The sequence below is a fragment of the Peribacillus cavernae genome (assembly GCF_003989135.1).
GTDB classification, from domain to species: domain Bacteria; phylum Bacillota; class Bacilli; order Bacillales; family DSM-1321; genus Peribacillus; species Peribacillus cavernae.
In genome coordinates this window covers 24516-39001 of record NZ_RYZZ01000028.1, presented here as the reverse complement: position 1 = coordinate 39001, position 14486 = coordinate 24516, and the positions used below count along the sequence as shown (strand labels likewise).

Sequence of the window (14486 nt, the reverse complement as noted above, 5' to 3'; positions counted from 1 at the left end):
GGTCATCCGTTTGATTGCCCCCTAGAAGATGTAAGCTTTTTATATTCTAAATAAATAAAAGACGGTTCATCATCGTACCCTGCCAGTCCCTGTTCCGATTTCTTCAACCCCGGAAGCCAGATGACCTCTTCTTTTTGATTGGTAACAACAGGCCAGACATTACGCTCTGACAATGGGATTTTTTCGTTTATGAAAATATCCTTCAGCTTTTTTGAGCCGCCCAATCCTTTTACAGACATTCTGTCCCCGTCCTTCCTGGTACGGACCATTAATGGGAGATCGGCTTTTGCTGCCCGAAAGATAAAAGAATCATTCCCTTCTGATTCAGGGATTTTCTCTTTTATATAATGCGCTTTAATTTTATACCCATTCGGGAGAATAGTATCACCGGGAATTTGTACCTGCAAAAAAAAGTTCGGGCTTTTTTTTTGGAAAAATCGAAAGATTCCTGTGTTATATGATTTTTCCGCAATCAGTCCATCCGGGAGATGCAATTCAGCTGATGGTTGAGGACTCATAAATAAAGCTGAAAGCTGGTCAATATGTAATGCTGAAAGCGATGAAGGTCTCTCTATATAAAGATAGTTTAATATTAGTTGAATAGCTCTTCTTTGTAAAGGTTTTGGCATCGCCAAAAGGGGTTCAATCTGTATCGACGCATACCCGTTCTTCCGCTCAATCCAAACGGTTTCCAATCGTTCACCGGCAAGCTCCAACAGGTACGCCTCATCCTCAAAAAGCTCTTCGCTGAATCTCTGATAGTGTTCCTGTACTTTTGGATTCTCCCTTTTCAGGAATGGCAGGACCGATAAGCGAAAACGATTACGTAAATAGACATCTTTTTCATTGCTGGGGTCGATTCTGGGTATCAAGGCGTTTTGCTTGGCATATTCAGAAATTTCATCCTTGCTCGCTGGAAGGAATGGACGAATGACAGTGCAATCATGAAGTGGTCTTTTCGCTGGTATTCCAGCCCTTGCCATACCCGTTGCCCCGCGAGTTATCCTCATCAGCATCGTTTCGACCTGATCATCGCCATGATGTCCTAAAGCCAAAACAGATAGCTCGTATGTATCCATCACTTCTTCAAAAAAGGCATAACGAAGCTTTCTTGCGGCACTTTGCATGCTTTCGCCAGTGATATCCATATATTGGGGAACGTTGATCCGCTTTCCTTCAAACGGTATCCTCCATTCCCTGCAAACCTTTTCGACAAAAAGGTAATCCCGATAAGACTCGTCTCCCCTGAACATATGGTCAACATGTGCGGCTACCAGTTCAAAACCAAGCTCTTCCTTTATTTCATGAAGAAAATGCAGCAGGACAAGGGAATCGGGCCCTCCGCTCACTCCGGCAAGCAGCTTTGACTTTTCAGGTATTAGATCATGTTTATAAATGTAATCAAGAATTTTTTTCTTAAACATAGGATTCTACCTCTGGCTTTCAAAGGCGACTGGCGAGCAACTTACTTGCCCGTCCCTAATAATACGTTTCAAAGTTAAATTGGTTTCAAATATAGCGAGAAAAATTAACACATTAACTATATCATAGTAGCTGGCCATATATGTACAAAATGTATAATAATGAAACGATTGTCACCAATAGGACTGTTTCAAGAGCGCCGTATTTACGTTTGATTCTGCTTTTTTGCTTATAGTTTTGAGCCCTTCTCGCCTGCCGTGTTTTCGACGCATTTCCAGTCTGTCCCGATACTGGCGCCTTTTTTTTACTGGAATGTCTGCTTAAGAACCCAATTAAATCATTTCGCATCTCATCAGCAGAAGAATACTTTCCTGAAAGAGCTTTATCCAGTATAGGTTGATAAGTCAATAAATCTTTGTTTTGCTTAATCATTTCTTTAAGCTGTGTATATCCTTCTCCTTTTTTCTGAAAACGTTTTGGATAAGAAGAATTGATCATAATCATCGCTACAGCAAACAAATCATATTGTGGATCGGCCTTCCTCGAGCCCATTCCCCAGTATCCCCTATCAAAAAACTCAGTGAACTCTTTTATAGATCTTCCTGTTAGAGTTGTCCCCCCTACATCTATACAGCGCACTTTATAAGCAGGAAGGGTAACAATCAGATTTTCCGGCTTCAAGTCACCAAAAATCCACCCCTGTTTATGTAACACTGACAAACTTGATAATAGCTGAAGCATGAAAACTCCCATCCATGATGTTCCTTTTTTCTGAATGAAATCGAGATAACCATCGCCCTTTATATATTCCATTACATAAAACGGCATCGTTTTACCATTTTTCACATAATCATCCGCTTCCAAAAAAGAAGGCCCGAGGACGGATCCCTGGACCTTGGAAAAGGCTTTAAGAATGTTCATCTCAGAGATGATCGACACGCCATTGTCACTAAGCTTTAGCGCTACATATTGCCTGTTGTTTTCTGCCAGATAGACAATGCCGTTGGCGCCGAATCCTAATTCCTTAATTATTTTATAGTTGTTTTTATGCCATTTTCCTGTAATGACACTGCCAGGCAGAGTCTTACACTGATTCCTCAAAGTATTGTTCATCATCATCTGATAACAATCCCCTTAATGAACGTTTTTGATCAAAATAATCAAGGGCTTCTTTAATGGCTGGTCCGGTTGGTGTAATCCCGCCAGTAGTGAGCTTTGGGAAAACCTTTGTCAACACCTCAAGCTTTGGAGTCCAATTGAGAAGTTTTTCGACATCATTCTTTTTCCCGGGAAATACAAAGACAGAAAATTGATTATCTCCTAGTCGGGCATTCATGCTTAACGACAGGTCCAAAAGAGCATCTTTTACGGTAGGAAGCTTGTGTTTCATGCTTGCACTTGTATCGACAAGAACCAATACTTCCAATTTGCTCGTTTCACCGAGCTCATCGACGACCTCCATTACTTCTCCGCGTTTTTCCGGCGGCAGGTCTTCCATTGTTACCGAGTTGCCGAGAATCTGCTGCAGTTCTTTATTGACAACTCCTTGGATGGTTTGTGTCATCGCTTTCCTCGTTACCATCTGTACGGTTTGAGAAAGCGCCTGAGAATAAACAATTTGACTAACGCCACCACCTGAAAGAGCAACAGATTCAATTTCCTTCATTCCGTTCTCATCGATCACATCATTTTCCATTACACCGATCACATTTACCGTTATCCCTTGCTCGCGGGCAAGCGCTGCCATCGCAGCCGGGTCTTCCCCTTGATTCGAGCAGCCATCGGTAATCAATAAGATTTGACGCAGAGTTCCTGGTTTCATGACAATCTCCCCTTCATCAATAGTGTTACCATCCTTGACTAAAAGGGAAGATTTTATACTAGATTCATTTCCTTTTCGTTTGTTCCTGTTGCCTGCTCGTAAATAATCGGCGTTATGCTCTTTTTTGAAAAGAATTGACCGGAATCGAAGCCCATTTTGGGGTATTATGTTTTATTTTTGCGGTGACGATTGTCATATCGTCATCAATCATTCCCCGGGCCCGGATGACCTCCTCCAGAATTAGATCTGCTATTTCCTGTGGCTCATCGGTTTGCAATTCCTTAATTTTGCGCTTCATCCAGAAATCAAAGTTTTCCACATGATTAGGCGCTTCGAAAATGCCATCGCTCATCATGATCAGTAAGTCACCCGCCTTTAATTCTTCACTCACAACATCTACATCAAATTCCTGAATGATCCCCATAGGCAGATTACTGGATTCAATTTTAATAACCTTGTCGCCCCTTTTGATGAAGCTCGGGATCGAACAAATTTTTAAAAACTTTGCTTTTGCATCCTGCAGGTCTATCATCGCTAAATCAAGCGTAGAAAAAATCTCATCTGTTGTCCGCAGTGATAGTACCGAGTTTACTGATTTTATCGCTATTTTTTCTTCTATTCCGGATAATAAGAACTTTTGAAGCAGCTTCAGTGTCTCTGTGCTTTCAAAATGGGCTCTCTCCCCATTCCCCATTCCGTCGCTAATGGCTATCGCATATTTACCGCCGCCTATTTCCATCGTTGTGTAACTGTCACCTGATACCAAACCGCCACCCATAGCCGCATGGGCGACCCCTGTTTCTACGGCATATTTTTTTGCCGTCCTGAACACAGCATGGCATTGTCCGCTTGGATAGGCTGCACATTCTTCTGAATGCACAACGATCGTTTCCCCGATTATATCTGACAGCATCGGAGCGATGAGCTTTTCGCACTCTCCTCTTCCATGGCAATAGGGGACGCTCATTTCAATATCGACATTTCCCTGCTCAAGGCTGTAAATTTCCACATGTCCAACTGTTAAGCCAAAATCCTGGATTGCCTCCAAGATTTGTTCCTCCTGAAGATCATGGTTTTTCCTTTCCCTTTGAATCTCCTTAGCAAAGTCATCCATCACGGCAGAAACGCCGCGAAGCTGGTCCGCCACTAACTTTCTGCTCTCCTTCACTTGTTTTTTCATTTTTTGATTTGCCTGGTAAAACGTCATCTCCTGTGATATGGCTGCAATAACCTGTGGACTGCGCGTGCAGTATTTTCCCCATTCTCTTGCTGTATTCTGCGGCAGCACACCATCATTTTCATACAATTGATGCATAATTTCCTGCATACCTTCATAGGTTGTATCGAAGTTATTTGACCAGCATTGTTCTTTTTTAAAACAAACCTGGCATGTTTTTTCCGTAACATTGCTCAGGAAATAGTCCAATTCCTTCTCGTCCTCCTCTTCCGCTTGCCCCCGTTCATCTATTTGTGTAAAACTATCCGATAATGCTTCAAAAACATTGGAAAATTGAGTAACCCGTTGTGCGGTGACATCTCTCATCCTTCTCATATACTGTTGTTGCTCATTGGAATGCTCCGATGTTCCGGGAATATGCTTGGCAATCTTTCCGATGATTGATGAAGGCGTCAGCAGAAACAGCAGAACCGATGAAAAAGATTCGTACATTGTAAGCATGATATTATTTGACCCTTCTCCATATAAACCAATCAATAAGGTGGCAATCAGGAGGCCAAATGATACCCCCATCTTCTTCCCTTCTTTCAAAAGTCCGCCAAGCAATCCCGAAAAGGCAAGCAGGCTCATCTGATAAAGGCTGGCAATACTGGCCAAGCTGAAAATCAGGCCCGTAACGACACCAACTGTCGATCCGATCGCTGCTCCTCCGGCCAATCCGAATAACAGAACGAGATATCTTGATAATATATGTTCAATGGATAGATCATAGATTGCCCATCCGATGGTTCCGGTCATAACGGAGGCTAGCAAAATGATAACACTTACAATTTCTTCGGTTTTCAATGCCTGTGTTCTTTTTTTAACAGATAATAAGGGGATGCACTGTATGAAGATAAGCGTTAAAATCATCGCAAGCCCTGCCTCGACCCCGATCATCATTCCATCATATATTTGAATGCTGCGATTCCTAATGTAATGCTCCGCTAAATTAACTAGAGCAAGAGAGGCAAATACATAAATCGCCATCGTTTTAAATTGTCCTTCCAATCCGGGTTTTTTGATTTTATAGATGAGCATCAAGAGAAGGACGGACACAAACATCGTGATTCCATTTGAATAATGTACGGTAAGCGATCCGGCAACAAGTCCAAGCAGCGATAGCGGTGCTTTGTCACGGCGCATAAGATAAACAGCGGCGAAAAATGGCAATCCAAATGGGGCTAGCTGAGATAGAATAAGGGCTCGTCCCAGCAGAAAACCAATGATAACCAGTACAAATCCCTTCCTCAAAAAAATATCTTCTACTTTCGCTTGAAGATGATTGAACCAATTGATTGCATCTGTTTTGGCTTCCTGTAAATGAACGTCAGCAATGGGCTCTATTACGTTACGTTCAATCTTTTCCATTGAGAAACACTCCCATTCGATTTGTTGTCTTTTATTATAAGTATCCTTCTTTTATAACTTTGTCACAATCTTGTAAATACAGATGAGAAAAGTTCGACGAATTTCTCTTCGATTATCCATAACGGAACAGATTTTTGGAAGAAACAAGAAAAAAATAATGGTAAGATGTTTATTTTGGATAAGAAAAGGACATTTTTTATCTATTTTTTGTAGATAAAAACAGTAATAATTTTCTGCCACGGCAAATGGTAAATTTTTTGTTGATAATTAATTCTGTAATAAAAATCAGGCAATAGCTATTATTACAACGGTGCCTATGCTAAAAGACGTAAAAGTAAAAGAAGGCAGACTCTGGTAAAGAGCCTGCCTTTATATATAAAAATTTTTTTATTTGAAAATTGCTAAACCTTTGTTTTTCAGCAGCAGTTTATCCGCGCCTTCCTCCTCTGCCTCCCCGTTTTGTTTCGGTATTGCGCTTGAGAGAAGATAAGCGCTCTTCACTATCTTTTAAGAAACGCGCCATTTTTTGGTCGAAGTTTTCCTTCGGCTGGAAGTTTCCCTTTGAACGAAAGTCTTTGGAACGATTATCATTTCCTCTTCCCTGGCGTGGGCGCCCAGAATAAGATTGTCCTTCCGGTCTGTCTTTAGCTTTCTTGATAGACAAGCCAATTTTACCGTCTTTCTCAACATTGATGACTTTCACTTCTACCAGGTCGCCGACTTTAAGGTGATCGTTAATATCTTTCACATAATTGTCAGCAACTTCACTGATATGAACAAGTCCTGTTGAACCTTCAGGCAACTCAACGAACGCCCCAAAATTAGTAATGCCTGTTACTTTACCTTGTAACTTGCTGCCTACTTCAATTGACATAAAAAAAATGTTCCTCCTTAGAAATGTTAAAGATCACTTTACATTATATTATAACGAAAGGAAAAAAACAGTGTCAATATTAGTCACTGTCTCCCTTCTTTTTAGGCAGATTAAAGATAATTTCACCCTTATCAGATAAAAAATAGTCTCTGCGGGCCAATTTGGCTATATAATCATCGTCATTAAGCTTAACAATCTCTTCGTTTAAAAGTTCTTCGTTCTTTTCAAGCTTAGAAAGCCTGTTTTGCAGTTGCTCCTGCTTATCTTCCTTTTCCTTCAGAGTAGCTGCTTGCGATATCAGAGCAGTGACAGCCAGGACAGAAATGACAGCAGCACATACTGCATAAAAAGTCAGCCGGCGTACAAGGCCGCGCCTCTTTTTCCCCACCGTTTGCATCTTCTTTTCTTGTTGGAAGACATAAGGGGATTCGATTTTTGCCACTTTCTTTTTCCTGAGGCTACCCATTTTATCCACTCCTCAATCAGATTTGTTTCTCCATTTCGCTGCGACTCTCTTTATTACATTCTTTAAACTGTTAAAAAATCCTGTACCTTTATTATAAAACTTCCCGACGTTTTTTGTAACAGATTTCGGCAAGTAATTCCAAAATACCTTTAATATCCAGATAAAAGGACGGATAATCATCGATAACACCGAGTTTATCAGCTTAAAAATAAACTGGATCAGAGAGTAAATTCCTTTTCCCAAGCTGACAAACAGGAAAACAATACCAGATATCAACCATTTGATCGGATGATAGATGAGAGTTTGAAATGATTTTACGATAAACTTTGAAGTCGTGATGAAAAAGTGGATCACAGATTCCAGAAATCTGTTGAACGCGCTTTTAAATAGCGCCTGATAAGCAGAAAAACCACATAACAGGGCTAGAAATAAATAAAAGCGCAATTCACCTTCATTTACTAAAAATAGCACATAAAAGATTAGCAGGCCTTGAACGACCCAAAATAAGAAATCGTTTATGAAGACAAGCCAGCTTTTTCTCTTTGACCTCTTTAAAAAGCGATTATACGTATCAAGGGCAGCCCCAAAGTAACTGCCCATCCCAATCATCGCCACCAGAGTGTAAAATTGTACGGATAACGTCATTTGAACAACTTGCCAAAGAACCCTTTAGCTTTTTCCCCTGAATGATCGTCCAAGTAAATCAAATCATAAATTTTTCCTTTGATTGAAACGATTCCTTTATCTACGTCCAGGTTCTTCATTTGCAGGTTTTGTCCGCGGATTGATAAAAAGCCCATCACCGTCTCTAAAAGAAATTCCTCATTATCGAAGCTTTCCACTTGTTTAACACCGGTTATCTCCAATAAACGGCGCCCTCGCATGATAACATCATGTTCCTGTACTGTTCCCTTTGTACTGTTTTGTGCCGGGTCAAAATATTGGCTCATCTTCATCCCTCACAGTAACACATTTTTCTTTAAGTATATGTGTCAGTTCAGGAAATAGAACAAGCCCTACAGACCATTCCCTTCGGCTGTTTTTTCTTCCTTGATTACTGTGTACATATCAGCCGCTTCCTCTTTTTTGGTTGTATCCTGGATTCGATTGATGACCACCGTTACCTTTTTTTGGCCGAACTGAACAGACAATTCATCGCCGGCCTGCACAGTCGAGCTTGCTTTTGCCTGCTGCCCGTTAATGGAAACCCTTCCTCTATCAGCTACTTCCTTTGCTAGTGTGCGGCGCTTGATCAGACGGGAAACCTTCAAAAACTTATCCAGTCGCATCGACATGCTTTACCCCTCCTTTCTCAATATCCCTTTGCTTTTGCCTCTTCCCAGAAATTGTCCAATTCAGACAAGGAGCAATCACCGAAGCTTTTACCGCTTTGTTTTACAAGTGATTCAATATATGTAAACCGATTATAGAACTTTCGATTAGCCGCGTTCATTGCTTCCTCTGCCTGTATCCCATAGAATCTCGCTACATTCACAAGCGTAAAGAATAAATCGCCAAGTTCATTTCTGATATTCTCTATATTATCTTCTTTCTTAAACTCAACTTCAAGTTCGGTTATCTCTTCTTTCACCTTATCCCAGACACCTGTTACATCCTTCCAATCAAACCCGACTTTTGCTGCACGTTTTTGCAGCTCAAGTCCCCGAATGAGGGCAGGCAGAGATTTACCGACTTCATCCAGCAATGACTTCCCTCTTATCGTTTCGCCAGCTTTCTCGTCCGCTTTTATCTTTTGCCAGTTTTCCAATACCTCTTCTGTACCGCTTACCTTCACAGCCCCAAAAACATGCGGATGGCGGCGCACCATTTTTGCCGAAATTCCCTCAATTACGTCATCGATCGTAAACATTCCCTCGTCTTCTGCTATCTGGGAATGAAGCATGACTTGCAATAAAACATCGCCCAGTTCGCCAATAATTCCCTCATCATCTTTTTCATCTATTGCCTCTATCAATTCATAGGCTTCCTCTATTAAATAAGGCTTTAAGCTTGCATGGGTTTGCTTTTTATCCCAGGGACAGCCATCCGGACCCCTTAAGCATGCAATGATCTCCCTCAGCTTAGGAAAGTCCCTGTAACGCTCCGCTTCATTTTTCACTGGTGGAACATATACACTTGTGAGGTTGCTTAATTCATCCATTTGACGGTCCAACTCGTACAGAACAACCTTCTTTACGACCTCTTCTTTACTTCCCGCAGCCTTAACGAGATAAACCTCATGTTCATCGGGGAGTTTTTCCATCAAGGTAAGCTTCACCTCAGAGGCCACTAGGGAATCATAAACCTGCCCAATAATCATGTGCTGGTTTATATGCAGATCATCTCTTACTAATGCGGTACCGTCCAATAACTGAAACCCGTCTATCGGATCGATTTTCACAGCCTGGAACAGCGCATCAAGAAAACTATGGCCACCTTCTATTGTAATAGAAATATTCCGTTCCGGGCCTTTTTCTAATAAAAGCTGAACGGTTTTTTCAGCAACCATAGGGTGTCCCGGAACGGCATAAATGACTGATTCCCGTTCAGCCCTTTCAAGGAGCATTTCTGAAATCTCTTCATATACGGCTTCAAATGCAGCGTGTTTTTCGTAGATTTCATCAAAGCTCTCGAAGACGACTCCTTCCGCGCTCAATTCCTTAATGACGGGGTGATCGATTGTTCGTACGAGACATACGGAAGCCCGCTTCAGCTTCTTATAAACGCCTAATGGAAGCTGATCCAGATCCCCAGCTCCCAAGCCAATGATGGCCAGATCATTCTTCATTATTCCGATTACTCCCTTTCCCTTTTATGTTTCACCACATAAAATTAAATCTGTAGTTTCCTATACAATAAGAAAAGCGGAAGGCCCACAATAAAGGGCAGCTTACGGCTGCCCTCACTTCAAACGTATGTAAGACGGGCGGAGCCCGCCTTTTAGGATTCCATTTGTCTTGCAAGAAATCCTGCTGCTGTTTCGACCGCTTTTTGTTCAACCTCGCCGACCATTCCCTCCTTGGAGAGAATGATGACTGCTCCAATCGGATCGCCATTCGCAACGATCGGACCGATCGTATAGGATTGAACATCCTCATCGATTCCATCTATTAAATTAATGCTTCCTTTCGGGGTTTCAATCAAGGAATTACGGTTTTCCATCGACTTTTCAACTAAATCGCTGACACTTTTATTCAGATAATCTTTCTTGGAAACTCCGGCGACCGTAATATACGTATCACGGTCACAAATCAATACAGGATTACCAAGGCTATCAAATAAAGCTTCTGCATATTCTCTTGCAAAGTCTCCTAATTCACTGATCGGAGAATACTTCTTAAGGATTACTTCTCCATCCCTGTCCACAAAAATCTCTAATGGATCCCCTTCACGGATGCGAAGAGTTCTACGGATTTCTTTTGGAATAACAACTCTTCCTAAGTCATCAATTCGGCGAACAATACCAGTTGCTTTCATCTTGTGTTGCCCCTCTTTCACTAATTGATTTTTTTGGTGGCGATTCCACCCTTTTAAAAAAAATGATACCATACTAGAACTTATTATTTTTCATATGGAAAGTTCTATACATTTTGATTGAATTTTTCTTTTCTTGAGTTGTCCTTCCCATTATAGGCAAACAGAAGGATATAGCCGTAGATATCTTTCGCCTCATGCTATTGTTTGATTCTCCTTTTTTACAAGCAGCAAGCCTTTAACAAGTTCAAACAATACATGAAGCCACTTTTCAGCCGCTATGCCTTTTGTGTGCAGAACGAGCTTCATTCTGCTGCCATCCATCCCAAGACCAACCGTACGTCCATATTTTGAACTTAATTGAAAAACCTTTTGACCATTTATATTGCTGCTTGCTTTTTCTGAGATGAGTATGGAAATATCCTGTTTTGCCTGCCTAATGCTTTCAATACCTGCCTGAGAAGCATAAATCTTAGCCTCTGCAATAAGAAATAAATAGGCAACCTGGTCCGGATATTCCCCAAAACGGTCGAGCATTTCTTCCTGGAGCTCTTCGAATTCCTCAAGAGATGAAATACCCCTGAACCTTTTGTACATTTCAATCTTTTGGTGTCCGTCAGAAATATAAGAGTCAGGAATGTAGGCATCTACATCCAGGTCAATTTCAAGTTGAGGTTTTTCATCTAAGGGTTTATCGTTCTTCCGGGCTTCCACTGCTTCTTTCAGCATTTGCGAATATAAATCAAAGCCTACAGAATCGATAAATCCGTGCTGTTCTGCCCCCAGTAGATTCCCTGCCCCGCGAATAGATAAATCGCGCATCGCAATTTTGAATCCTGAACCCAATTCGGTGAATTCCTTAATTGCCTGAAGCCTTCTTTCAGCGACTTCCGCAAGGACTTTGTCCTTTCGATATGTGAAATAGGCATAAGCAATCCGATTGGAGCGGCCCACTCGGCCACGGAGTTGATAAAGCTGCGAAAGTCCCATTTTATCCGCATCATGCACAATCAGTGTATTCACATTTGGTATATCGACACCGGTTTCGATGATAGTCGTGCTTACCAGCACATCATATTCCCCGTCTAAAAAACCATACATAACCGATTCCAATTCTTGCTCGGTCATTCGCCCATGAGCATACGCAACACGTGCATCCGGGACTAACATGGAAATTTCTTCTGCTTTTCTTGCTATATCTTCTACCCTGTTATAAAGGAAATAAACCTGGCCTTCCCGCGCTAATTCTCTTTCAATCGCTTCTCGGACCAAGCCGCCATTGTATTCCATGACATATGTTTGGACCGGAAAGCGATTTTCCGGGGGAGTCTCGATGATTGATAAATCCCTTACTCCGAGCATGGACATATGAAGTGTTCTTGGAATAGGCGTCGCTGTCAAGGTTAAAACATCCACGTTTGTTTTCAGTTGTTTAATTTTTTCCTTGTGGGTCACACCAAAACGCTGTTCCTCATCAATGATCAACAGGCCGAGGTCACGGTAATGAATATCCTTTGACAGAAGCCTGTGTGTCCCGACAACAATATCGACTGTACCAGCTTTTAGTCCCTTAATCGTTTCTGTTTGCTGTTTCTTCGTGCGAAACCTGCTTAAAAGTCCGATATTTATCGGATAATCCTGGAAGCGCTCTCTCAGAGTTTCATAATGCTGCTGCGCCAAAATAGTTGTCGGGACAAGAAAGGCTGCCTGTTTCCCATCCATGATCGCTTTAAATGCTGCCCTGATGGCCACCTCGGTTTTTCCGTACCCTACATCACCACAAAGAAGACGGTCCATTGGCCGTTCGCGTTCCATATCTTTTTTGATTTCGTTGATAGAGCGCAGCTGATCTTCTGTTTCATTGTAAACAAAAGCGGTTTCAAACTCTCTCTGGACATCGCCATCCGGCGAGAAAGCATAGCCTTTCGCTGCCTCACGGTCTGCGTACAGCTTGATTAGATCATCCGCGATATTCTGAACAGACGATTGTACCTTGCTTTTAACCCGCTTCCATTCACTTCCGCCCAATTTGTAAAGCTTTGGCTCTTTCCCTTCAGACCCGACATATTTTTGAACCAGGTCGATCTGGTCAACCGGAACGTATAATTTATCATCGCCCTGATAACGGATATGAAGATAATCTTTATGAACGCCGTTAATGCTTAACGTTTCAATCCCAAGGTATTTCCCGACCCCATGGTTAACATGAACGACATAGTCACCGACCTTGAGCTCGGAATAGCTTTTAATTCTCTCCGCATTGGAAAGCTTCTGCCTGCGGACGGATCTTTTGGTTTTTTTATTGAATAACTCCTGTTCGGTAATCACCGCGAATTTCTGCATCGGCAGCTCAAAGCCAGTGTTTACATTTCCTTGCAGGATTTGGACCTTTCCGAAAATGAGCTTTGAGCCTTCAGAAAGTTCTGCTGCTTCAATTTCATAATCGGCAAGCACCCTGTTTATCTTTTTGGCCCTTTCTTCATCGGGCGCGAGTACGACTACAGCGTATTTCCCCTTTTTCCACCGTTCAATTTCTGATTTGAACACATGCATCTGCCCATGGAAATTCTGCATCTGCTTGCAGGTGAAGTTCAGGATATTCTGTGGATTGGTATGCGGCACATGCCGCAAAAACAGGGACAGATACACAAACGGCCGGCCAGATCCAAGAATTAATTCTGGAAGCTTGTGGGATAACTTTACATCATGAACAATCTGTCCTTCACTTAGCAAATCGGTATACCACTCTGCTTCTTCTTTTTCAAGTGATTCATTGATTTCTTGAATCCTGCTGATTTCGTCTAGTATCACCAGCCCGTTTACTGGGAGATAATCTAGTAAACTAGCTGGTTTTTCATAAGCCAGGCTAAGATACTTGAAAATCTGCTCAGGCTTTGTACCATTCTTAAGCTGTTCCAATTCGTAATCGATAGTCTGGACCATTTGTTCCTTTGTTTTCTCATTCTTTACTTTCTTTAGGCTCTTACTTAACCCCGTTTCCAGCTTTTCAGCCATGCTTTCAATATGTTTCGGCTCCAGCAAGGCTTCGGTCATGGGGCCAATGAGAACCGATGACAGCTTCTCCATGGAACGTTGATCTTCTATCGAGAAAGATCGAATGGAATCTATTTCTGTATCAAATAACTCGATTCTGACCGGGTTACTCTCTGTAATTGGATAAAGATCAATAATCCCGCCCCTTAAACTGAATTCACCCGGTGTCGAAACCATTTCAGCCCTTTGATAGCCCATTGCTATTAAAGTACGCAGTGTTTCGTCCAGATCAAGGTCATCTCCAACTGTAAATGTTATTTGGTACTTTTTCCAGACATCTTTTGGGGGCAGCAGTTTACGCAGTCCTGGAATCGGCACAATCACAATCCCCTTTATGCTTGCCGACCAATAATTCAATGCCTCAATACGCTGTGCCCGGAGTTCGGGACTAGCAACACTCAGCTCTGCTGCGATGAGTTCATTTGCCGGATAAATAAATAATTCATCCTCAGGTAAAAAACCAGATAAATCCTCATGAAACTTTTGGGCTTGTAAAAGATTGTGCGTAACTATCAAAATAGGCCTTTTCGTTTGTTTATATATGGATGCAATCAGCACTGATCTCGAGGAACCGGATAACCCGGCTACCAGTTGTTCTCTCAGTCCTTCATCGATGCCCGTAATCAATGATTGGACATCATCGTGTTTTGAGAATAAATCCTTCAATCCATTCATATTCGCCCCTCCTCTCTTACATAATAACCGTGTCTACCATTTTTCCATTGCCCGCTTTTCTATGAATGAGCTTTAATCAAAACCAAACAAACGGAAAAAACGCTTTGGTTTT

12 protein-coding genes are annotated in these 14486 nt (G+C 41.8%); all 12 read right to left on the bottom strand.

The features are described from left to right. Nucleotides 1-2 precede the first annotated feature (2 nt). The 12 genes from tilS to mfd all read right to left on the bottom strand — a co-directional run bounded on the left by tilS (nucleotide 3) and on the right by mfd (nucleotide 14374). A complete protein-coding gene (gene tilS, locus ELQ35_RS16445) occupies nucleotides 3-1424 on the bottom strand; it encodes a tRNA lysidine(34) synthetase TilS (protein ID WP_126866116.1) in 1422 nt (473 codons plus the stop codon). Nucleotides 1425-1545: 121 nt separating this feature from the next. Next, on the bottom strand, nucleotides 1546-2538 hold the full coding sequence (locus ELQ35_RS16440; protein ID WP_126866155.1) for a protein kinase domain-containing protein: 993 nt from the start codon (nucleotides 2536-2538) through the stop codon (nucleotides 1546-1548). After that, on the bottom strand, nucleotides 2507-3244 hold the full coding sequence (locus ELQ35_RS16435; protein ID WP_126866114.1) for a vWA domain-containing protein: 738 nt from the start codon (nucleotides 3242-3244) through the stop codon (nucleotides 2507-2509). The genes ELQ35_RS16440 and ELQ35_RS16435 overlap by 32 nt, the downstream gene beginning before the upstream one ends. A gap of 112 nt (nucleotides 3245-3356) precedes the next feature. Further along, nucleotides 3357-5831, bottom strand: a complete 2475-nt coding sequence (gene spoIIE, locus ELQ35_RS16430) for a stage II sporulation protein E (protein ID WP_126866112.1) — start codon at nucleotides 5829-5831, stop codon at nucleotides 3357-3359. 427 nt (nucleotides 5832-6258) lie between these two features. Then, nucleotides 6259-6705, bottom strand: coding sequence for a S1 domain-containing RNA-binding protein (locus ELQ35_RS16425; RefSeq protein WP_126866110.1), 447 nt, complete (start codon nucleotides 6703-6705; stop codon nucleotides 6259-6261). Nucleotides 6706-6784: 79 nt separating this feature from the next. Beyond that, entirely contained in the window at nucleotides 6785-7171 is a 387-nt protein-coding gene (locus ELQ35_RS16420) for an FtsB family cell division protein (protein WP_126866108.1), read from the bottom strand. Between the two features lie 12 nt (nucleotides 7172-7183). Further along, nucleotides 7184-7816: a spore cortex biosynthesis protein YabQ gene (gene yabQ, locus ELQ35_RS16415; protein ID WP_126866106.1), complete on the bottom strand. Its 633-nt coding sequence runs from the start codon at nucleotides 7814-7816 to the stop codon at nucleotides 7184-7186. Next, nucleotides 7813-8121 carry a sporulation protein YabP gene (gene yabP, locus ELQ35_RS16410; protein ID WP_126866104.1) on the bottom strand — a complete coding sequence of 103 codons (309 nt, stop codon included), beginning with the start codon at nucleotides 8119-8121 and terminating at the stop codon, nucleotides 7813-7815. Before yabP ends, yabQ begins: the two co-directional genes overlap by 4 nt. Before the next feature lie 66 nt (nucleotides 8122-8187). Next, complete coding sequence (locus ELQ35_RS16405) at nucleotides 8188-8460, bottom strand: RNA-binding S4 domain-containing protein (protein ID WP_126866153.1); 273 nt, start codon at nucleotides 8458-8460, stop codon at nucleotides 8188-8190. A 23-nt stretch (nucleotides 8461-8483) separates the two neighbouring features. Continuing rightward, a complete protein-coding gene (gene yabN, locus ELQ35_RS16400) occupies nucleotides 8484-9959 on the bottom strand; it encodes a bifunctional methyltransferase/pyrophosphohydrolase YabN (RefSeq protein ID WP_126866102.1) in 1476 nt (491 codons plus the stop codon). 152 nt (nucleotides 9960-10111) lie between these two features. Further along, nucleotides 10112-10648: a stage V sporulation protein T gene (spoVT, locus tag ELQ35_RS16395; RefSeq protein WP_126866100.1), complete on the bottom strand. Its 537-nt coding sequence runs from the start codon at nucleotides 10646-10648 to the stop codon at nucleotides 10112-10114. Nucleotides 10649-10840: 192 nt separating this feature from the next. Further along, a complete protein-coding gene (gene mfd, locus ELQ35_RS16390) occupies nucleotides 10841-14374 on the bottom strand; it encodes a transcription-repair coupling factor (RefSeq protein ID WP_126866098.1) in 3534 nt (1177 codons plus the stop codon). Nucleotides 14375-14486 lie beyond the last annotated feature (112 nt).